General features: G+C 33.3%; 19 protein-coding genes and 1 tRNA gene. 17 read left to right on the top strand and 3 right to left on the bottom strand.

What is annotated here, in order from left to right; all coding sequences use genetic code 11:
* The first annotated feature begins 5 nt into the window (after positions 1 to 5).
* The 12 genes from ACQY6M_RS06085 to ACQY6M_RS06140 all read left to right on the top strand — a co-directional run bounded on the left by ACQY6M_RS06085 (position 6) and on the right by ACQY6M_RS06140 (position 14,315).
* Positions 6 to 2,018, top strand: a complete 2,013-nt coding sequence (locus ACQY6M_RS06085) for a penicillin-binding protein (RefSeq protein ID WP_428741298.1) — start codon at positions 6 to 8, stop codon at positions 2,016 to 2,018.
* A complete protein-coding gene (locus tag ACQY6M_RS06090) occupies positions 2,019 to 3,485 on the top strand; it encodes a UDP-N-acetylmuramoyl-L-alanyl-D-glutamate--2,6-diaminopimelate ligase (RefSeq protein ID WP_428741297.1) in 1,467 nt (488 codons plus the stop codon).
* Positions 3,486 to 3,488: 3 nt separating this feature from the next.
* Complete coding sequence (gene mraY, locus ACQY6M_RS06095; protein WP_428741296.1) at positions 3,489 to 4,715, top strand: phospho-N-acetylmuramoyl-pentapeptide-transferase; 1,227 nt, start codon at positions 3,489 to 3,491, stop codon at positions 4,713 to 4,715.
* Positions 4,716 to 6,050 (top strand): UDP-N-acetylmuramoyl-L-alanine--D-glutamate ligase, encoded by a 1,335-nt coding sequence (gene murD / locus ACQY6M_RS06100; protein WP_428741295.1) that lies wholly within the window; start codon positions 4,716 to 4,718, stop codon positions 6,048 to 6,050.
* Between the two features lie 16 nt (positions 6,051 to 6,066).
* Positions 6,067 to 7,257: an FtsW/RodA/SpoVE family cell cycle protein gene (locus ACQY6M_RS06105; RefSeq protein WP_428741294.1), complete on the top strand. Its 1,191-nt coding sequence runs from the start codon at positions 6,067 to 6,069 to the stop codon at positions 7,255 to 7,257.
* Positions 7,241 to 8,332, top strand: coding sequence for an undecaprenyldiphospho-muramoylpentapeptide beta-N-acetylglucosaminyltransferase (gene murG / locus ACQY6M_RS06110; protein ID WP_428741293.1), 1,092 nt, complete (start codon positions 7,241 to 7,243; stop codon positions 8,330 to 8,332). The genes ACQY6M_RS06105 and murG overlap by 17 nt, the downstream gene beginning before the upstream one ends.
* On the top strand, positions 8,332 to 9,678 hold the full coding sequence (gene murC, locus ACQY6M_RS06115) for a UDP-N-acetylmuramate--L-alanine ligase (RefSeq protein WP_428741292.1): 1,347 nt from the start codon (positions 8,332 to 8,334) through the stop codon (positions 9,676 to 9,678). The genes murG and murC overlap by 1 nt, the downstream gene beginning before the upstream one ends.
* A 1-nt stretch (position 9,679) precedes the next feature.
* Positions 9,680 to 10,420 carry a cell division protein FtsQ/DivIB gene (locus ACQY6M_RS06120; protein ID WP_428741291.1) on the top strand — a complete coding sequence of 247 codons (741 nt, stop codon included), beginning with the start codon at positions 9,680 to 9,682 and terminating at the stop codon, positions 10,418 to 10,420.
* Positions 10,407 to 11,762 carry a cell division protein FtsA gene (gene ftsA / locus ACQY6M_RS06125; RefSeq protein ID WP_428741290.1) on the top strand — a complete coding sequence of 452 codons (1,356 nt, stop codon included), beginning with the start codon at positions 10,407 to 10,409 and terminating at the stop codon, positions 11,760 to 11,762. Before ACQY6M_RS06120 ends, ftsA begins: the two co-directional genes overlap by 14 nt.
* 85 nt (positions 11,763 to 11,847) lie before the next feature.
* On the top strand, positions 11,848 to 13,713 hold the full coding sequence (gene ftsZ / locus ACQY6M_RS06130) for a cell division protein FtsZ (RefSeq protein ID WP_428741289.1): 1,866 nt from the start codon (positions 11,848 to 11,850) through the stop codon (positions 13,711 to 13,713).
* A gap of 68 nt (positions 13,714 to 13,781) precedes the next feature.
* Positions 13,782 to 14,228 carry a GatB/YqeY domain-containing protein gene (locus ACQY6M_RS06135; protein ID WP_428741288.1) on the top strand — a complete coding sequence of 149 codons (447 nt, stop codon included), beginning with the start codon at positions 13,782 to 13,784 and terminating at the stop codon, positions 14,226 to 14,228.
* A 13-nt stretch (positions 14,229 to 14,241) separates the two neighbouring features.
* Positions 14,242 to 14,315 (top strand) — tRNA-Arg (locus ACQY6M_RS06140).
* 241 nt (positions 14,316 to 14,556) lie between these two features.
* Here the strand turns inward: ACQY6M_RS06140 and ACQY6M_RS06145 are convergent.
* Positions 14,557 to 15,678 carry a LytTR family transcriptional regulator DNA-binding domain-containing protein gene (locus ACQY6M_RS06145; protein ID WP_428741287.1) on the bottom strand — a complete coding sequence of 374 codons (1,122 nt, stop codon included), beginning with the start codon at positions 15,676 to 15,678 and terminating at the stop codon, positions 14,557 to 14,559.
* 225 nt (positions 15,679 to 15,903) lie between these two features.
* Between ACQY6M_RS06145 and ACQY6M_RS06150 the strand changes: the two genes are divergently transcribed.
* The 5 genes from ACQY6M_RS06150 (at position 15,904) to ACQY6M_RS06170 (ending at position 19,134) form a co-directional block, all read left to right on the top strand.
* Positions 15,904 to 16,767, top strand: a complete 864-nt coding sequence (locus tag ACQY6M_RS06150) for a COG4315 family predicted lipoprotein (RefSeq protein WP_428741286.1) — start codon at positions 15,904 to 15,906, stop codon at positions 16,765 to 16,767.
* 75 nt (positions 16,768 to 16,842) lie between these two features.
* Complete coding sequence (locus ACQY6M_RS06155; RefSeq protein ID WP_428741285.1) at positions 16,843 to 17,184, top strand: c-type cytochrome; 342 nt, start codon at positions 16,843 to 16,845, stop codon at positions 17,182 to 17,184.
* 15 nt (positions 17,185 to 17,199) lie between these two features.
* A complete protein-coding gene (locus ACQY6M_RS06160; protein WP_428741284.1) occupies positions 17,200 to 17,625 on the top strand; it encodes an OB-fold protein in 426 nt (141 codons plus the stop codon).
* Between the two features lie 2 nt (positions 17,626 to 17,627).
* On the top strand, positions 17,628 to 18,179 hold the full coding sequence (locus tag ACQY6M_RS06165) for a YceI family protein (RefSeq protein WP_428741283.1): 552 nt from the start codon (positions 17,628 to 17,630) through the stop codon (positions 18,177 to 18,179).
* A gap of 52 nt (positions 18,180 to 18,231) precedes the next feature.
* A complete protein-coding gene (locus ACQY6M_RS06170) occupies positions 18,232 to 19,134 on the top strand; it encodes a DUF5777 family beta-barrel protein (RefSeq protein WP_428741282.1) in 903 nt (300 codons plus the stop codon).
* A 182-nt stretch (positions 19,135 to 19,316) separates the two neighbouring features.
* On the opposite strand, the gene ACQY6M_RS06175 is transcribed toward ACQY6M_RS06170, so the two are convergent.
* The gene (locus ACQY6M_RS06175) at positions 19,317 to 19,505 is read right to left on the bottom strand and encodes a YgaP family membrane protein (RefSeq protein ID WP_428741281.1); all 189 of its coding nucleotides are present in this window, start codon (positions 19,503 to 19,505) and stop codon (positions 19,317 to 19,319) included.
* A 1-nt stretch (position 19,506) separates the two neighbouring features.
* Entirely contained in the window at positions 19,507 to 22,713 is a 3,207-nt protein-coding gene (locus ACQY6M_RS06180; RefSeq protein WP_428741280.1) for an efflux RND transporter permease subunit, read from the bottom strand.
* Between the last annotated feature and the right edge of the window lie 4 nt (positions 22,714 to 22,717).

A 22,717-nucleotide genomic window follows, 5' to 3' on the forward strand; every position in this document is an offset into this window, starting at 1 on the left:
TAAAAATGGTAGTAAAAAAAGGCATATTAAACAAACTCTATGTAATAGTTGTTTTAATGACGCTTTTCTTTGTTGTAATCATTTTTAGACTTTTCAAACTTCAATATGTTGAAGGGGATAGGTATCGTCAATTATCTCTAGAAAAAAACATAAAAAACGATACTATAGTAGCAAACAGAGGAAATGTATATGCGGCAGATGGAAATTTGCTGGCTACTTCTATGTCTAAATTTACCATTCGTATGGATGTGGAAGCGGTAGATTCTGAAGTTTTTGAAAAAAATATCCGCGCATTGTCAGAGTCGCTTTCTGGTTTGTTAGGAAAGCCGTCTAGCTATTATCAAAATAAATTAAGAGAAGCAAAAAAACGCAAGAATCGTTATTTGCTAATAGCTAGAAATGTTGGGTATAATGATTATGTGCGAATGAAAAGTTTCCCAATTTTTAATCGAGGAGTGTATAGGGGTGGTTTTATAGCGGAACAAAAAACAGTTCGAGTACACCCAATAGGGAAAATTGCGGAACGTACGATTGGATATGACGATTATAGAGGAGGTGCAGGAATTGAAGGGGCTTTTGCTGATTATATGGAAGGAGAAAATGGTTGGCGTTTAAAGCAAAAAATAGCAAAAGGACAATGGAAGCCAATCAATGATGTGAATGAAAAGGAACCTATTGATGGAAGCGATATCATTACTACGATAGATGTGAATATTCAAGATATTACACATCATGCTTTGTTAAAGCAAATGGAGAGTTTTGAAGCAGATCATGGTTGTGCTGTAGTGATGGAGGTAGAAACAGGTAAGATTAGAGCAATAGCAAATTTAGGAAAGACTTCTAATGGAAAGTATTATGAAAAGAGGAATTATGCTGTTTGGGAGAGTCATGAGCCAGGTTCGACATTTAAACTAGCGAGTTTAATGGTTGCTTTAGAGGATAAGGTGGCAGATACATCAACGGTAGTGGACTGTGAGAAAGGAAGAATTTATATCAATAATCGTAAGGTTGAGGATAGTAAAAGAGGTGGGCACGGAAAAATATCTTTAGCTAGAGTCTTTGAAGTTTCTTCGAATGTAGGTGTGGTAAAAGTGATTCAGAAATATTACGATAAAAATCCTAAAAAATTCACGGATAGAATTAAATCATTTGGGTTGGACCAAATGACGGGAGTTAAAATAAAAGGAGAAGGGAAACCTTATATCCCAGACCCCTCAGAAAAAAGTTGGAGTCCAACTTCGTTAGAATGGATGGCTTGGGGCTATGGAGTTTCTCTTACTCCTTTGCAAACATTAGCATTTTATAATGCTGTGGCTAATAATGGGAAATTGGTAAAGCCATATTTTGTTAAAGAATTACGAGTGGGAGGTAAAGTAGAGCAGCATTTTGATACTGAGGTATTGAAAGAAAAAATAGCATCTCAGGAAACTTTGGATAAAATGAGAAAAGTAATGGAGGATGTGGTTAAAAAAGGAACTGCTAAAAACGTGTATTCTCCAAATTTTTCAATGGCGGGAAAAACAGGAACTGCTAAAAAATATATACCTAGAACTAAAAATGATAAAGGAGAATATGAAGGAGGGTATTATTCCAATGAGAAATATGTGGCTTCTTTCGCAGGGTTCTTTCCAGCTGATGAGCCTAAGTACTCTTGTATAGTGGTTGTGCACAGTCCTAAAAAAGAAAAAGGGTATTACGGGGCTACTGTTGCGGCTCCGGTATTTAAAGAAATTGCTCAGAAGATTTACACGTCAACTGTAGTGGATAAACAAAACGTGTCTGATGAAATATCAGATGAAGCAATTGATAAAGAATACCAAGAGTATTACCAAAACTTAAGAAAATATAAAACGATCATGCCTAAAGTGATAGGTATGAGTGGGATGGATGCCATTGCTTTGTTAGAAAACATGGGTTTAAAGGTTAAGTTTTCTGGAATGGGAAAGGTAACAGAGCAGTCAGTTGAGAATGGTGCAAAAGTGCAAAAAGGAGCAACGATACATTTAAAATTATCATAGTTGAAGAATTTAAAAGACATATTACATAAGGTAGCGGTAAATGAGGTTTACGGGAATACTGATATTGTTGTAAATACAATTCAGTTTGATAGTAGACAAGTGCAGGATAATGATGTTTTTGTAGCTCAAAAAGGAGTGACGGTTGATGGACATCAGTATATTGAAAAAGCAATTAGTCTTGGAGCTAAAGCTGTAGTGTGTGAGGTGATGCCTGAAGAAAAGAAAGAAGAAGTAACGTATATAAAAGTTGAAGATTCAAATGCTGCTCTAGCTATACTAGCGGCAAATTATTATAACAACCCGTCAAAAAGCTTGCAATTAGTAGGGGTTACAGGTACCAATGGTAAAACCACAATTGCAAGCTTGTTGTATCAATTGTTTAAAAAGGCTGGGTATAAAGTAGGATTATTATCAACTGTTAAAATAATGGTTGATGAAAACGAATACAAGGCAACCCATACAACACCAAATTCAGTTGCAATAAATAAGTACTTGTCGATGATGGTTGAAGAAGGTGTAGAGTATTGTTTTATGGAGGTAAGTTCACATGGAATTCATCAAAAACGTACAGAAGGATTAGAGTTTGTAGGAGGAGTATTTACAAATTTATCTCACGATCATTTAGATTATCACGAAACCTTTGCGGAGTATCGAGATGTAAAAAAATCATTTTTTGATTCCTTGCCAAAATCAGCATTTGCTTTGGTGAATATTGATGATAAAAATGGGCAAGTAATGTTGCAAAATACGAAGGCTAATAAACAAACCTATGCGCTAAAAACTATAGGAGATTTCAAGGGGAAAGTGTTAGAAAAACGTTTTTCAGGAACCTTGTTGACAATTAATGGAGTTGAAGTTTGGACAAAGCTAATTGGTGAATTCAATGCATACAATTTATTAGCTATTTATGGTGTGGCAGAATTGTTAGGGCTTGAAAAATTAGAAATTTTACGAATTGTAAGTGAGTTGGAGAGTGTAAGCGGACGTTTTCAATATACAGTTTCAACCGAAGGAGTAACGGCTATTGTAGATTATGCACATACCCCTGATGCTTTAAAAAATGTCTTGCAGACTATCAATGATATTCGTACAGGAAACGAAACTGTAATCACAGTTGTGGGATGTGGTGGTGATAGGGACGTGTCAAAGAGACCAAAAATGGCAATGATTGCATCACAGTTAAGTAATCAAGCAATATTTACTTCAGATAATCCAAGAACTGAAGACCCACAGTCCATTATAGATCAAATGGAAGTTGGAGTTGCTGCTGAAAATTATAAAAAAACACTATTTATTTTGGATAGAAGACAAGCAATAAAAACAGCTTGTAAATTGGCAAAATCTGGAGATATTATACTAATTGCAGGAAAAGGACACGAAACCTATCAAGAAATTAATGGTGTACGTCACCATTTTGATGATTTAGAAGAGGTAACCAATTGTTTTAATCAACTAAAAAAACACTAACGAATGCTATATTATTTATTTCAATACTTAGAAAGTGAATTTAGTTTAACTGGAGCGAGTGTGTTTCAGTTTATCACATTTCGATCGGCTATGGCGTTCATTGTGTCTTTGTTGATTTCTACCATTTTTGGTAAGAAAATCATTAATTATCTCAGAAGACAACAAGTTGGTGAAACAGTAAGAGACTTAGGTTTGGAAGGGCAAGTGCAAAAAGCAGGTACGCCTACAATGGGTGGAGTAATTATCATTCTTGCTACATTAATACCTGTGCTTTTGCTGGCAAAGCTGGAGAATGTATACATTATAATTCTTTTAATAACTACTGTTTGGATGGGGTTCATAGGTTTTGCTGATGACTATATCAAAGTGTTTAAAAAGGATAAACAAGGCTTAAAAGGAAGGTTTAAGATTTTAGGACAAGTTGGTCTAGGACTGATAGTAGGTTCAATGTTATATTTTCACCCAGATGTTACCATTAAAGAGCAGTTGCCAACATCAGAACAAGTTGTGCAAGTTGATGGGAAAAAGAAAGTATTTGGAGAGACTCATAAATCAACAAAAACGACAGTTCCATTTCTAAAGAACAACGAGTTAGATTATGCAAAAGCATTAAGCTTTTTAGGAGATGGATATGAAAAATATGGATGGATAGTGTTCATTTTTGTTACCGTGTTTATTGTAACTGGAGTTTCTAACGGAGCTAATCTAACCGATGGGATTGATGGTTTAGCAGCAGGGTCTTCAGCAATCATGGTCATCGCTTTAGCAATTTTTGCATGGGTGTCTGGGAATATCATATTTGCAGATTATTTAGATGTGATGTATATCCCAAAGTCAGGAGAAATGACGGTGTTTATATTGGCTTTCGCGGGGGCTCTAATTGGGTTTTTGTGGTATAATACTTATCCAGCACAAGTATTTATGGGTGATACCGGGAGTTTAACAATTGGAGGAATTATAGCAGTTATAGCGATTGCTATTCGTAAAGAATTGTTGTTGCCTGTTTTAGCAGGAATATTTGTGGTTGAAAACTTATCGGTAATACTACAGGTGTCTTGGTTTAAGTATACCAAGAAGAAATTTGGCGAAGGAAGACGAATTTTTAGAATGTCACCTTTACATCATCATTACCAAAAGTTAGATTATCACGAAAGTAAAATTGTTGTTCGTTTTTGGATTATTGGAATCCTGTTAGCAGTATTTACAATAGTAACATTGAAGTTAAGATAAATGAAAAGATTAGTTGTGCTTGGTGGAGGAGAAAGTGGTGTAGGAACAGCACTTTTAGGAAAGCAAAAAGGATACGAAGTTTTTGTTTCTGATAAAGGAAGTATAGCAGAACGATATAAAAAAGTTCTTTTACATAATTCAATAGATTTTGAAGAGAATCAGCATACAGAAAGTAAAATTCTAAATGCTGATGTGGTGATGAAAAGTCCAGGTATTCCAGATAAAGTAGCCCTTGTACAAAAGCTACATTCAGAAGGAGTACAAGTAATTTCAGAAATTGAGTTTGCGTCACAGTTTACAGATGCAACTATTATAGGAATTACAGGGTCAAATGGAAAAACTACAACAACCATGTTAACACATTATGTGTTGAAAAAAGCAGGGTTGAACGTAGGAGTAGGGGGGAATATAGGAGACAGTTTTGCGGAACAAGTTGTGGATGATAATTACGATGAATATGTGCTAGAGTTAAGTAGTTTTCAGTTAGATGGAATCAAGAGTTTCAAACCACATATAGCTGTAATTACCAACATAACACCTGATCATTTGGATCGATATGAATATGATTTTGACAACTATATAAATTCAAAATTTCGTATAACGGAAAATCAAACAAAAGATGATTTTTTAATATACGATGCTGATGACGAAGCAATTCAAAATTGGTTAAAAAATAATACAACGAAAGCTACATTAGTGCCATTTTCGATAGAAAAAGAATTGGAGTACGGAGCTTTTTTAAGACAAGACACGATAATAATGAAATTAAATACAGAAGAAAAATTAATGAAGGTTTCTGAACTAACATTACAAGGAAAGCACAATACTAAAAATGTGATGGCAACATCAATGGCTGCAAGGTTGCTAAAAGTAAGAAAAGAAACAATTGCAGAAAGCTTGTCTGATTTCGAAGGGGTTGAGCATCGTTTAGAAAAAGTGCAAAAGGTAAATGGAATAGAATTCGTTAACGATAGTAAAGCGACTAACGTAAATGCGGCTTTTTATGCATTGGAGTGTATGGATAATCCAACAGTTTGGATTGTAGGTGGGGTTGACAAAGGAAATGACTATTCAGACTTATTGCCGTTAGTAAGAGAAAAAGTAAAAGCAATCGTTTGCTTAGGATTAGATAATCAAAAAATCATCGATACGTTTGCGAATGTTGTAGATGTTTTGGTTGAAACAGCTGGAGCAGAAGAGGCGGTAAAAGTAGCATATAAAATAGCACAAAAAGGAGATACTGTATTGTTGTCACCTGCATGTGCTAGTTTCGATTTGTTCGAAAGTTATGAAGATAGAGGAAGAAAATTTAAGGAAGCTGTAAGGAACTTATAATATACAATATAGATTGATGAAACACATCTTTCGACATATTAAAGGTGATAGAGCTATCTGGGCTATTGTAACTGTGTTGGCTATATTTTCGTTTATGCCAATATACAGTGCGAGTACCAATTTAGTGTATGTGGTGGGAAATGGTTCTACTCTGGGACATTTAGTGAAGCATATAGTATTATTAATTACAGGATTTGCTGTTATTTACGGAGTACATAAAATTCCGTATAGATATTTTAGTGGAGGTTCTGTTTTAATGCTGCCCGTCGTAATTTTACTATTAATTTTCACCTTAGCTCAAGGAACAACTATTGGAGGAGCAAATGCTAGTAGATGGATTCGAATTCCGTTTGTAGGAATTGGTTTTCAAACTTCTACATTAGCTGGTTTGGTGTTAATGGTGTATGTAGCAAGGTATTTAGCGAAACATAAAGAAAAAGTAATTTCTTTTAAAGAAAGCTTAATACAATTATGGTTGCCAGTAGGTTTGGTATTAGCATTGATTCTTCCTGCTAACTTTTCAACGACAGCAATTGTGTTTTTTATGATTTTAATGGTATCTTTTATAGGAGGTTATCCGTTAAAGTATATTGGATACATATTAGGTATTGGACTGGTTTCTTTCTTGTTTTTTATTCTTGTTGCTAAAGCATTTCCTGATGCAATGCCCAACCGTGTAAATACATGGAAAAGTAGAATTGAAAATTTTTCTCAACCAGATGGAGAAGAAGACTATCAGGTTGAAAAAGCTAAAATAGCCATCGCCACTGGAGGAGTAATTGGTAAAGGACCAGGAAAGAGTGTGCAAAAGAACTTTTTACCACAATCATCATCCGACTTTATCTATGCAATTATTGTTGAAGAATATGGGTTTGCTGGGGCAGTAGTGGTGATTTTTATCTATTTTTTATTACTTTTTAGAATCTTAATAACAGCAAAAAAGGCTACCACTATATTTGCAACCTTGTTGGTTGTAGGTGTAGGTATTCCTATTGTCTTTCAGGCAATGATTAACATGGCGGTAGCAGTAAATATTTTACCAGTAACAGGACAAACACTTCCATTAATAAGTAGTGGAGGTACCTCTATTTGGATGACATGTTTCGCGTTAGGAATGATTTTAAGTGTAAGTGCTTCTAAAAACGAAACAGAAGAAACAATTTTAGACGATAACCCTCTAGATATTTTACATGAAACAATCGATTAATATCATTATTAGTGGTGGAGGTACAGGTGGACATATATATCCAGCCATAGCAATTGCTAACGAAATAAAAGTCCGTTATCCAGAAGCAAATATTTTGTTTGTTGGAGCCAAAGATAAAATGGAAATGGAGAAAGTCCCGCAAGCAGGCTATGAAATTGAAGGCTTATGGATTTCAGGTATCCAAAGAAAACTAACACTAAAAAACTTAGTGTTTCCATTTAAACTGTTAAGTAGTTTGTGGAAAGCACATCGGATTATACGAAAGTTTAAGCCAGATGTAGCTGTGGGAACAGGAGGATTTGCTAGTGGTCCTACATTAATGGCAGCTAATAAAAAAGGAATTCCAACGTTGATTCAAGAACAAAATTCTTATCCGGGTATAACCAATAAATTATTAGGTAAGAAAGCAGAGAAAATATGTGTAGCGTACGATAATTTAGAGCGTTTTTTTCCGGAGGATAAAATTGTAAAAACAGGAAACCCTGTGCGACAAGATTTATTGTTTATTCATACGAAGAATGAAGAAGGAAAAGAATTTTTTGAATTAGATACGACTAAAAAAACGGTTTTAATATTAGGAGGAAGTTTAGGAGCTCGTAAGATTAATCAGTTAGTAGAAGCGAATTTAGAGTTTTTTAAAAGTCAAAATATGCAACTCATATGGCAATGTGGTAAGTTGTATTTTGAAGAGTATAAAAAATATAATGAGCTAGAAAATGTGCAAGTGCATGAGTTCTTGAATCGAATGGATTTAGCCTATGCTGCGGCTGATTTTATTGTGTCTAGAGCAGGAGCAAGTTCGGTGTCAGAATTGTGTATTGTGGGAAAACCTACCATTTTCATACCGTCTCCAAATGTGGCAGAAGACCATCAAACAAAAAATGCAAAAGCCATTGCAGATAAACACGGGGCAATTGTTATTAAAGAAAATGAGTTAGAAACATTTCCTGTAGTATTGGAAACCTTGTTTAAAGATAAAGGAAAACAAGAAAGTTTAAGTGAAAATATAAACGAATTGGCATTGCCAAACGCGACAAGTCATATCGTTAACGAAATAGAAAAATTAATCAGTTAGTGAATTTAAAAACGATACATAACGTTTATTTTATAGGTATTGGCGGAATAGGTATGAGCGCTATTGCTCGCTATTTTTCTGTGAATGGAAAGGTAGTAGCTGGTTACGATAAAACCCCTTCACCTATCACTAAAAGTTTAGAAGAAATAGGAATAGATGTTCATTTTGAAGATTTAGTAAAGAATATTCCGATTTCATTTTTAGAAAAGCAAAATACACTAGTGGTGTACACACCAGCAGTTCCTAAAAATCACCAAGAGTTAAATTATTTTATAGATAACGGATATACAGTTTTGAAAAGAGCAGAGGTGTTGGGTGAAATTACCAAAAACACTTTTTGTTTAGCTGTTGCAGGAACACATGGTAAAACGACAACATCATCAATTTTGGGGCATATAATGCAGCCTGAAAAGGCTACATCTTTTTTAGGTGGAATTGCTGAAAATTATACTTCTAACCTAATTTTAGGAGAAGATAAAGTTTCGGTAGTTGAAGCAGATGAGTTTGACCGCTCGTTTTTAAAACTGTCTCCTAATATTGCATGTGTAACTTCTATGGATGCTGATCATTTGGATATCTATGGAGAGAGTGAGCAATTACAACAATCATTTATAGAATTTGCCAATAAAGTTTCTGATACCTTAATTATAGCAAAAGGACTGCCTTTAAAAGGATTGACCTATGCTGTAAACGAAGATGCAGATTACAAAGCCTTTAATGTTAAAATTGAAGCAGGGAAATATGTTTTTGATGTGCAAACACCAACAACAACAGTTGAAAATATTGAATTTCATTTACCAGGAAATCACAATATGATGAATGCTTTAGCTGCTTTGGCTATGGCAGATGTGTATGGGGTATCGTTAGAAAACATAAAAAAACAATTAAAAACTTTTAGAGGAGTACAAAGAAGGTTTTCGTACAAAATAAAAACAGATGATGTTGTTTTAATTGATGATTATGCACATCATCCTACCGAAATAAAAGCGGTAGCACAATCGGTTCGAGAAATGTATCCCAAGGAAAAAGTTTTGGCAGTTTTTCAACCTCATTTGTTTAGTAGAACAAGAGATTTTGTTGATGATTTTGCAAAAGCATTATCTCAGTTTGATGAAGTCTTGTTATTAGATATTTACCCAGCAAGAGAATTACCAATTGAAGGAGTAACTTCAAGTTGGTTGTTGGATAAAATGACTTTAGAAAATAAAAAACTAGTATCGAAGAAAAAATTAAGTGAGGAAGTGCTAAAATCGGAGTCAAAAATTGTGGCGATGTTGGGGGCAGGAGATATTGGTTTGTTAGTAGATGAAGTAAAGAATAAAATTAAAGAAAAACACAAAATCTAGTATGAAAAAAGTAGCAACATATCTCTCTTTTTTCTTGTTGTTGATGTTTTTGGCATTTTTGTATGGGTTTACAACCAAAAGAAATGGCTTAAAAAAGGTAAAAAACACGGTGGTTGAGTTTGAAGCTGGTGATAATAACTTTTTGACGCACAGTATGGTTGATAAATTGTTAATACAAAATAATGAATTTGTTAAAAATCAACCAAAAAGATTGGTAGATTTACACTTTCTAGAGGCTAATGTTTCGGTGAATCCTTATGTGGAAAAAACGGCTGTGTTTTTAACTGTAGATGGGGTGTTGAAAACTGTGATAAAACAACGTACACCAATAGCTCGTATTGTTGATAAAAATGAATCTTATTATGTTGATAAATATGGCGTAGAAATACCGTTGTCAACAAATTTTTCAGCGAGAGTACCATTAGTTTTAGGAGTAAAAGGGGCTAAAGAAATCATAGAATTAACAAAGTTAATAACAATAATAAATAGCAATAGTTTTTTTGCTAAAGAGATTATTGCTATTGAAAAAAATGTCCAAAACGAATATACTTTTACAGTTCGTAGTGGTGATTATAAAATATTTTTTGGTGAGTTAACAAATGCATCTGAAAAGTTTAAAAAAATAATAGCGTTTTATAACAAAGCATTTAAAGACAAAACCATTAATGATTACAAAACTATAAATGTAAAATACCACAACCAGGTTGTGTGCACTAAAAAAAATCAAGATGGAAAACAATAAAATAGCAGTTGGTTTAGATATTGGTACAACCAAAATTGTTGCCATGATTGGTCGAAAAAACGAGTACGGAAAAATAGAAGTTTTAGGTATTGGTAAGGCAAAAAGTTTAGGTGTAAAACGAGGTGTGGTTAATAACATAACGCAAACTATTCAATCTATTCAACAGGCTGTAGAAGAAGCTCAAAGTGTTTCTGGTCAGCAGATAGATGATGTGGTGGTTGGTATTGCAGGTCAACATATACGTAGTTTACATCATAGTGATTATATAACACGTGAAAAATCTGAAGAAGTTATCAATGCTAATGATATTGAAAACTTAGTAAGTCAAGTACATAAATTGGTAATGCTACCTGGTGAAGAAATAATTCATGTATTACCACAAGAATTTAAAGTAGATAGTCAACCAGATATAAAAGAACCTATAGGTATGTATGGTGGTCGTTTGGAGGCTAACTTTCATGTAGTTGTAGGGCAAGTATCATCTATTCGAAATATTGGTAGGTGTGTGAAAAGTGCAGGCTTAAGTTTAGCAGATATAACATTAGAACCTTTAGCATCTGCATCAGCAGTATTAAGTCAAGAAGAAAAAGAAGCAGGAGTTGCTTTGATTGATATAGGTGGCGGAACAACAGACTTGGCTATTTTTAAAGATGGTATCATTCGTCATACAGCGGTAATTCCTTTCGGAGGAAATGTAATTACCGAAGATATAAAAGAAGGATGTTCAATTATAGAAAAACAAGCAGAGTTATTAAAAATTAAGTTTGGTTCTGCATGGCCAGGAGAAAATAAAGATACTGAAATAGTGTCTATTCCAGGGTTAAGAGGTAGAGAGCCAAAAGAAATCACGCTTAAAAATTTATCTAAGATAATTCATGCAAGAGTTCAGGAAATAATTGAGCATGTATATCTAGAAATCAAAAACTATGGACACGAAACTCAAAAAGGAAAACTGATTGCAGGTATCGTGTTAACTGGTGGTGGAGCTCAACTAAAACATTTACGTCAATTGGTAGAATATATTACCGGAATGGACGTTCGTATTGGGTATCCAAATGAACACCTTGCAGGAGATTCAGATGAAGCGCTATCAAGTCCAGCATTCGCAACTGCTGTAGGGTTATTGATGGAAGGATTACAAAAAGAAGGACATTCAGAAGAAGTTCGTGTTGAAGAGAAAGAAGAAGTAGTAGCTACTACTACAATGGAAGAGGAAGAAGTTCTTGAGGAGATCCCAGAAGAAAAGGAACAACAAGCGAAGGAAAAAACGAAATCAATCTTTGAAAAGTTTACCAAACGATTCACTGAAGGATTTAAAGAGTTTTTAGATAACGCAGAGTAAATTATATAAAAAACTACTCCGTTTTAATCCCCTAAGAAGGAGAGTGTAAAATTGAATAAAGAATTAATAAAAAAGAAAAGTTATTATGAGCGCAGAATTTGATAACATTTCATTCGACATGCCAAAAACACAATCGAATGCCATTAAAGTAATTGGTGTTGGTGGGGGAGGAAGCAACGCAGTAAATCACATGTATAGCAAGCAAATTCACGGAGTAGATTTCGTAATTTGTAATACAGATGCACAAGCATTAGAGAATAGCCCTATTCCTAATAAAGTTCAATTAGGGGCACATTTAACATCGGGATTAGGAGCAGGAGCAAATCCTGAAATTGGAGCGCAAGCAGCGGCAGAAAGTATTCAAGAAATTCAACAAATGTTGAGTACACATACTAAAATGGTATTTATTACCGCAGGTATGGGTGGTGGTACTGGTACTGGGGCTGCACCAATCATAGCAAAAATTGCTAAAGATATGGATATTTTAACGGTAGGTATCGTTACTATGCCATTTCAGTTTGAAGGAAGAATGCGCTCAAAGCAAGCTCAAAAAGGAATTGATGAGTTACGTAAAAATGTTGACTCGTTAATTGTTATCAATAATAATAAACTGCGCGAAGTTTATGGTAATTTAGGATTTAAAGCAGGATTCTCTAAGGCTGATGAAGTATTAGCTACTGCAGCAAAAGGTATTGCGGAAGTAATTACCCATCACTATAAACAAAATATCGATTTACACGATGCTAAAACGGTATTATCTAATAGTGGTACTGCTATTATGGGGTCTGCAAAAGAAACTGGAGCTAATAGAGCTAAGAATGCAATTGTAAAAGCATTAGACTCTCCATTATTGAACGATAATAAGATTACAGGAGCTAAAAATGTATTGTTATTAATTGTTTCAGGAGGTAATGAGGTTACATTAGATGAGATCGGAGAAATTAATGATTACATCCAAGATGAAGCAGGATACGATGCCAATATTATCATGGGTATTGGTGAAGATGAAACATTAGAAGATGGAATTTCTGTTACTGTAGTTGCTACGGGTTTTGCTGCAGATCAACAAAGTAACATTACCAATACAGAGGTAAAAAAAATTGTTCACACGTTAGAGGATGAACAAAAGGCAACTTATAATTTTGGAGATCAAAAAGTTCAAGTACAAACATCACCAAGTATAAATGAGCCTTTACCATCGCAACCAAAAGAGAAGATAGTTCATGTTTTAGAGGAAGAGGTTGTTGTGCCAAAATCGAATTTAATTCCTACAACAGAGTTTATAAAAAACATTGATGTTGTATACGATGAAATAGCTATTGAAACTATTTCAGAAGACGATTTTATTATCACAAACATCGCTGAACCTAAATCAGTAGAAGAAGTAAAACAGCAAACCGTTCAACAAGATTTGTTGTTTGATTTACCGTTGAATTCTTACGAAGAAATTAAACCAACTTCTCATTTAGTAGAAACTACGAATGAGATTAAAAATATTGAGGTTACCGCACAAGAAATTAAATTTCATAAGGTTGAAAAACGTTATGTGTTAGACGATTTTAGTGCACAACCAACGATTGGTAAAAGTTCTACACCAACGATAAAAGAAGAAGTAGAAGAAGAGTTACGTTTTGAGGTAAAATCTAAAACGAGAGAAGAGATCAATAATATTGAAACAACGAGTGAAGAAGTTTCTCCTTTAAGTTTAACAATTTCTGAATTGCAACAAAGAGCGCAAGAAAGAAGAGATAAGATGAAAGGGTTTAACTATAAATTCAACGATCAAGTAAGTAAAAATATTGATGATATTGAGCGTCAACCAGCCTATAAAAGGTTAGGAGTTGATATTGATGCTGGTTCTGATATTAGTAAGTCCGATACAGCATTAAATACAGATAATAACGATTTATTACGTTCAAATAACTCGTTTTTACACGATAATGTAGATTAATAAAAGAATAACACTTATTTTTAAAATCCCGAGTTATCGGGATTTTTTAATATAAAAAACGACAACTTATGAGTTTGCAAAAACAAGTAATGGATAAAATGAAAGAAGCTATGAAGTCTAAAGATACTGTAGCTTTAACCGCATTAAGAGCATTAAAGTCAGCTTTTATGTTGGCAAATACTGAAGCTGGTGCAGGAGAGCTTTCAGAAGCAGAAGAATTAAAGATTGTTCAAAAGCAAGTAAAACAACGCAAAGATAGTGCTGCTGTTTTTGCTGAACAAGGGCGTAACGACTTAGCGGAACCTGAATTAGCAGAGGCTACTGTTTTAGAACAATTTTTGCCTGAAGCGTTGAGTGAAGAGGAAATAGGAAATATTGTTGAGAAAACCATTGCAGATGTTGGAGCAGAAGGAATGAAAGATATGGGAAAAGTAATGGGAATTGTATCTAAACAATTAGCAGGACAAGCAGACGGAAAAACAATTTCAGCAATTGTAAAAGCTAAACTAGCATAACAATTGTTTTATAGACTCAGTAGTTCAACTGGATAGAACATCAGATTTCGGCTCTGAGGGTTGGGGGTTCGAGTCCTCTCTGGGTCGCTACAAGTTAAAGATAATCTAGAGTGTTTTTATAAAATACTCTAGATTACCAAACTTAATTAACTTAAGAAAATTTCTCGGTTGATTTTTGCCCAATCTTTAACGGATGTCATTTTTACAGGTAGTTTTTCCAAAACCTCTTTTATGTTTAGGTTAAAGATATTGCCGATTGCTCAACCGTTAGGTGACTCCGGTTTAGAGAACTTATATAAAAAAAATACAAACCATCATAAAAAATAAGCTATTCTCCTCTTAGCCATTTTTTAAATTCTGAAGATTTATTTTTACTTATAATTATATCTAAAGGAGATCGAGGTTTTGTTTCTATTTTAAGTTGATTACTTCCGTATTTATATATTTTGTCTATTGCTTTTACAGATATAATAAATTGTCTGTTAGCTCTAAAAAATTCAGTATTATCTAAATCAGAAAAAATATCATCTAGACTATTATTGCTGTGAAATATTGAACCATCAAGACAACAGATATAGGTAATAGTATTTTGAGTATAAATAAACCCTATGTTGTCGGGTTCAATCGATACTATTTCATCTTTTACATAAGTCAGAATTCTTTTTTTAACAGCTGAGTTTGTGATTGTTTTTTCAGCAGGTGTATCTACAGTATTTATTTTTTCTCTATACAACATTAAATCACTGTTTAACTGAGATAATGTAAGAACTTTTTTTGATAAGCCTTCGTTTTGTTCTTCAAGGTTTTTCTCATATCTCCCACTAATAAATCGAACCATAAATAAAGACATAATAATAATTAAAGTACCAGAAGCCCCATAAACAAGGATAAAATTGGTTTTAAGTTTTTGCATCCTGTTTTTAATATATTTTATATTGGCGTGTGCAGCAACAATCCAATCAGTATTTTTTACAGGGTATAAATAGATAATTTCAGAGCTTCTTTTCTTATCTGAAAACTCTCTAACCCCTCCCATTTCAGTTTTACTGTTTAATAGGTTGTAAAAATCGTGAGAATCTAATTCTTTATTAATAACAGGTTGAACAAATGATTCATCAGGTAAAATTAACTGTCCAATTTTTTTTGGGTCAGGATGGCAAATTTCAACCCCAGACCAGTCAAACATGCAAATAAAGCCAGACTCAATACTAGTGTTTTCTATACTTCTTTGTAAATTATTAATTACGACATTTTCAGGAAGCCCATTTTCTATTTGTCTTTGTACAAGAGAAGATATTTCATTTGCTTCTCGCTTGCTAGCTTCAATTTGAGTTTGTAAAAAATGATTAGTAGAAACTTCTAATAAATAGTTCATACTAAAATAGCTTACAACAAATGTAACAATAGCCAACCCTAAGAAAGTTAAGAAATATACGCGGTCTTTTTTCATAAATAGTAATTGGTTTTAATTCTTCTATAGAATTGACTTATAAAATTCACAGAATTGAAATTAATAGGTGTAATCTTAAAGAGAAAGATTAAGAAATGAACAAATTTTCAAGTGCTTTTTTTCCTTTTTAGTAGCTTTTTTTTCCTTTTCACCTACTTTTCACTACTACCTAAAGCATAAGATATATTTATTTGCGGGGAACAAATCTAATATAAATTTTTAATTATGAAAAAAACATTTTTATTGCTGGCAGTTACAATAAGCCTAATTTATAGTTGTAGTAGTGACGACTCTAACCCAGAAGTTGATATTCCTGATGATAACCCTACAACTGAAAAGAATGTATTATTATCTGAAGATACTACCCATGGAAAATATTTGACCGATGCTAGTGGAATGACATTGTATTTTTTTTCTAACGATTCTAAAATGACTTCTGAATGTATTGAAGGTTGTTTAGATGCTTGGCCTGTTTTTTATGAGTCAAACTTAGAATTAGATAATGGTCTAGAATCAAATGATTTTGGAACTATAACACGTAAGGATGGAGCTAAACAAACTACATATAAAGGATGGCCATTATATTATTATGTTGGAGATAATAGTAAGGGAGATATTAATGGTGATGGAGTAAATCAGGTATGGTATGTAGCTAAACCAGATTATTCAGTTATGTATGTAAATGCTCAATTAGTAGGTAATAATGGAGTTAATTATATTATCGATAACCAAGGAGATATAGTAGAAGGTGAAGGAAAGACTTTATATCTTACCGATTCAGAAGGAAATACATTGTATGCGTATGCACCAGATAAAAATGATACAAATACGTATACTTCTGAAGATTTTTCTAATGATGGAGCATGGCCAATATTTTATAATGATTTAAAAGCAGTTCCAAGTGTTTTAAAAAGTAGTGATTTTAACGTAATAAAGGTACATGGCAAGAAAGATCAAATAACCTTTAAAGGATGGCCTTTATATTATTTTGGTTCTGATAATTCTAAAGGAGATAATAAGGGAGTTAGTGTTCCTAACCCAGGTGTTTGGCCAGTTTTAAACAATGCTACTGGAGTGGCACCAGAATAATCAAGTAAATTTCATAAGCATAATTATAAAATAGAAGAAGAAACTCTTCTTCTATTTTAATCACTTTAAAAAACAATGAAAGTTAACAACAACATTATTAATTGGATAATTGCATGCTTATTATTTAGTTTTATTTCTTGCGAATACAATGTAGAAGAAGAAGTTACAAGTTTTATATGTAGCCCAGACCTTTCTTTTTCAGCAACTATAAAACCTATTATAGATAATAATTGTATTCAATGTCATGATGGTTCTTACCATCCATATGATTTTAGAGTGTTTTCAGTAGTAGAAAACAATGCTTCTATGATAAAACAGCTTACTCAGAGCCGTGTAATGCCTAAAGAAGGATCGTTAACACAAGAAGAAATTGAACAAATTGCCTGCTGGGTAGATAATGGAGCACCTAATAACTAAAAAACAAGAATACAAATGAATAGAACTATAAAAATAGCGGGTATTATTATACTTATAGGTTTTTTCATAGGATTATTCTTATTAATAAAACTTTACAATAAGCCACACTCCGATGTAAATACGATAAGACCTACATACAAGCTAACGTCGGCGTATATCATAAATGAATTTAAAAATAATGAGGAAAATGCCAATTCTATATATCTCGATAAAATAATACAAGTAGAAGGAACCATAAAAGATATTAAGACAGCAAATGGTAACAGTGTAATTATCTTAGGGCAAGGTAACGCTATAGAGACTGTTAGTTGTAATATGGATCCTACCGAAAATAGAATGGTTTTAGGGTTAAAAAAAGGACAAGAAATTACTATTAAAGGAATCTGTACGGGATTTTTGATGGATGTGATTCTCGTTAGATCTGTTATTATTAAAAAATAAAAATGAAAATACGTTTAATATTTACTTTAACATTAGTATTTACACTATACAACTCGCTTTTAGCACAAGAAAGATATTTGACCAAACAAGGAAGCATATCATTTTTCTCACATACCCAAGTGGAGGATATAAAGGCAGAAAATAATCAAGTTTTGAGTATTGTTGATATTTCAAGTGGAGATATAGCTATTACAATACTAATGAAATCTTTTGCTTTTGAAAAAGCTCTTATGCAAGAACACTTTAATGAAAACTATGTAGAGTCAGATCAATTTCCAAAAGCCTATTTTACAGGTAAAATAAAGAACTTAGAAGAAATTTTAAGAGGAGACAACTCTATTGCTCAAATAGAAGGGAAATTAACTATTCATGGTGTTACAAAAGAAGTAACAATACGAAGTAAATTGTACATAAATAAAACTAAAATAGAGTTACAAGGAAAATTTATAATTCTTGTTGCTGATTATAATATTAAGATTCCTGCCATTGTACGTAATAATATAGCACGTGAGGTAGAAGTAAGTTTTCGCCTTGAACACTCACCATATAATTAAAAAGACTATTAAGCTAATCTAATTAGTCTTGATGTAATAAAATTTAATTCAAATGAAAAATATAATAAAGTTATTGTTTTTTTTGATTTTCTGTGAGCAAGTTTGCGCTCAGGAATTAATGGATATTTTAAATAAAGAAGCTCCACAAACAAAAGAATTTGTATCAGCTACATTTAAAGGAACTCGAATTATAAATGGTCAATCGATAGAAAATAGAAAAAAAGGAGTTTTAGAGTTCCTAATTTCCCACAGATTTGGTAGAATTAATGAAGGAATTGATAATTTTTTTGGTTTAGATGATTCAAATATTCGATTTGGTTTAGAGTATGCTTTTACTGATAACTTAACATTAGGGCTAGGGCGTAGTTCTTATGAAAAAACATACGATGGTTTTGTTAAATATAAGTTCTTAAAACAATCAACAGGAGTACAGAAGTTTCCTTTTAGTATGTCATTATTTGGTAGCATTGCTAAAAAAACTATAAAGAATTACGAACCAGAAAATGAACCAGATTTTAATGATCGTTTGTTTTATACTACTCAGGTACTTATTGCTAGAAAGTTCAATAAAGAATTTTCTTTACAACTTAGTCCTACATATATACATAGAAATACTGTTGCAATAAATTCAGACCCTCATGATATTTTTGTTATAGGAGCTGGTGGTCGTTATAAAGTAAGTAAAAGAGTATCTATAAATACAGAGTATTTTCATACTATCAACCCCCTAAAATCAATAGACACCCATAATTCATTAGCCTTTAGTGTTGATATAGAAACTGGAGGACACGTATTTCAATTAATATTATCTAATGCTATAACTATGATTGAAAATAGCTTTATTACCGAAACTACTGGAAACTTTTTTAAAGGAGATATTCATTTTGGATTTAATATTTCTAGAGATTTTCAGATAGGTAAAAGGCATAAAAAACTTAAGGAAGAAAAAAATTAAAAAAGAAAACAGCAGGAGATAAACTCTTTGCTGTTTTTTATGTTTAAGGAAAATATTGGGGAAAAGGTTGCTTAACTGATGCAAAATTACAAAACATAAATAACTGCTTATGTAACTTAAGTTACATAAGCAGTTATAGTTTGATAAGAGATGTTTTTTGTGGTGAATTTTAATAATGCTTTTTAATCTTTTACTTTAAACACTTTGGTTAAAATATCATCCATCAAACACCATTTGGTTAATGATGATTGCAATAAGTTTGCGCCTACAAAAGCAGTAAACCATAACCAATTACTATTTACTTTGATTGCTAAGATTACACTGATAAGTATAAAAGTTCCTGCAATACCACGTACAATTCTATTTTTCATGTTACTTATAATTTTTACGTTCAATTAAATAATATACCAATGGCACTACCAATAAGGTAAGTGCAGTAGCTGTAATAGTTCCTCCCATCAAAGAAATGGCTAACCCTTGAAAAATAGGATCAAATAAGATTACAAATGCGCCAATAACTACAGTACCTGCGGTTAATAAGATAGGAGTGGTACGTACAGCACCAGCTTCAATAACAGCTTGTTTTAATGGAATTCCTTCTGCCAAACGTAAGTTGACGAAATCAATCAGTAAAACGGAGTTTCGTACCATAATTCCTGCGAGGGCAATCATTCCAATAAATGAAGTTGCAGTAAAGTAAGCACCCATCATCCAGTGTCCTAAAATAATTCCTACCATGGATAAAGGAATGGCAACCATCATTACAATTGGAGCTTTAAAGTTTTGGAACCATCCTACAATCAACATATAAATGATGATGATGACTCCTAAAAAGGCAATTCCTAAATCTCTAAACACTTCTAAGGTAATTTGCCATTCACCATCCCATTTTACGGTATAATCATCTTCAAAATCGGGTTGTTTAATGTATAATTCATTCAATTCATATCCCTTCGGAAGTGGAATTTCTTTTAGTTTTTCTTCCATTCCTAAAATAGCATAGGCAGGACTCTCTAGTTCTCCAGCCATATCAGCCATCACATATACCACACGTTTTTGATTCTTTCTGTAAATACTTTTTGCACTGTTTTTTTCTTCAACAGTAACCAAATCGCTTATTGAAACCATGTTACCGTGTTGCGATTTAATCTGTAATTGGGCAATATCTTGCACAGAAGATTTCTCTTTTTCATCTAAAGCAAACACAATTTCTACTTGATTAGAGGCATCTTCATCATACAACGTTGAAACAGCTCTGTTAGACAAAGCCATGTTTAACGTGTAAGCAATTTGCTGAGGAGCCACACCGTATAACATTGCTTTTTCCTTATCAATTACAAACTCATATTCCGTTTGATTGTCCTCTACCATCCAATCGATATCTACTACATCGTTGGTATTGTGTAAGATGTTTTGAACTTCGTTGGCAATTTCAATTTGTTTGTCATAATCTGGTCCGTATACTTCCGCAACAATAGTTGATAATACAGGTGGCCCTGGTGGAACTTCGACTAATTTTACATTTGCCTTAAACTTCTTGGCGATATTTTGAATATCTGCACGCATCAATTTAGCAATATCATGACTTTGTATATTTCTATCTTTCTTGTCAACTAAGTTTACCTGAATATCTGCCATGTTGCTACCACCACGTAAGTCGTAATGACGAACTAATCCATTAAAGGTAATTGGTGCAGAAGTACCTACATAACTTTGGTAGTTTATCACTTCAGGTCTTGTAGACAAGTATTGTGCTATTTCTTTTGTTACGGCGTCTGTACGTTCCAATGTGGTACCTTCAGGCATGTCAATTACTACTTGGAATTCGTTCTTGTTATCAAAAGGTAACATTTTTACAGCTACCGATTTGGTAAAGAACAACGACATAGACCCTAGCAATAAAACAATCGTGATTCCTAAGAATGTCCAACGTTTGGTTTTGTTTTCAATAAGTGGGCGCTCGAATCGCTCATACAATTTATAGATTAGCGTGCTTTGCATTGCTTTGGTTTCATCTTCTTCTACCTTTTCCTCAGTACCTTGCTTGTCTTTTTCGCGTAAGAAAATATATCCTAAATACGGGGTAATCGTTAATGCGACAAACAGTGATAAAATCATAGCGATAGAAGCTCCAATAGGCATCGGACTCATATAAGGACCCATCAATCCAGAAACAAATGCCATTGGTAATACCGAAGCAATTACGGTAAAGGTGGCTAATATAGTTGGGTTACCTACTTCGTTAATAGCATATAAGGCAGCTTGCTTAAACGGTAATCGTTTCATTTTAAAATGCCTGTGCATATTTTCGGCAATAATAATGGAATCATCTACCACAATACCTGTTACGAATACTAAAGCAAATAAGGTGATTCTGTTTAAGGTATAATCTAACATGTAGTAACTTAACAAGGTAAGCGCAAATGTGATAGGAACCGATAAGAATACAACCAATCCACCACGCCAACCCATGGCTAACATTACTACTAATGTTACTGCGATAATGGCACCGATTAAGTGTAATAATAATTCTGATACTTTTTGAGATGCTGTTTCACCATAGTTACGTGTAACTTCAACATGTACATCATCAGGAATTAAATTGGTGCGTAAATGATTAACTTTAGCTAAAATAACATCGGCAATTTGCATGGCGTCAGCCCCTTTTCGTTTTGCTATCGATATAGTTACTGCTGGATATTCTGATTGATACGTTGAAGCATTACTGCTTGCTTGTCCATACCCAAAACTTACATAGTTTTTAGGGATTTCTGGACCGTCTAGTACATTCGCAACTTGTTTTAAATAAATCGGTTGATTTTGTTGTACGCCAACCACTAAGTTTTTAACATCTTCAGTAGATTGTAAAAACTTTCCTGTAGTTACTAAAAACTCGGTATCATTTTTATCATAACTTCCTGCACTCAGTTGCTGATTGCCAGCTTTTAGCATTTCAGTAATCGATAAAAAGTCCAGTCCGCTAGCGGCTAGTTTGTCTTTGTCTACTACCACACGAACCTCACGATTTCTACCTCCAATTTTTTGAGTAATGGCTACATCATTTACCTTTTCAATTTCGTTGGTAAGCTCTTGTGCGAGTTGTTTTAATTGATAGTCATCATAGTTTTCACTCCATAATGTCAACCCTAACATAGGTACATCATCAATCGCACGAGTTTTTACCAAAGGCATGGTAACACCTTTCGGCATTTGATCCATGTGTTTGTTAATTTCATTGTATAGTTTCACGAACGAACGCTCAATGTCTTCTCCCACATAAAACTGAACAATGACCATTCCTTGTTCTTTCATCGAAGTAGAGTATACATACTCTATTCCTTTGATGTTAGAAATTATTTTTTCTAAGGGTTTGATAACTCTCGATTCTACTTCTGTAGGACTCGCTCCTGGATATCCTACAAAAATATCAGCCATAGGCACATCAATCTGTGGTTCTTCTTCTCTCGGAATTAAAAAAGAGCTGTACACACCAATTACCATAAACACTACCATTAATAAGATGGTAAGTTTAGAGCCGATAAACCCTTTGGCTATTTTTCCTGCTAAACCTTCTTTCATTTTT

Source organism: Tenacibaculum sp. (assembly GCF_050290165.1).
Classification (GTDB): domain Bacteria; phylum Bacteroidota; class Bacteroidia; order Flavobacteriales; family Flavobacteriaceae; genus Polaribacter.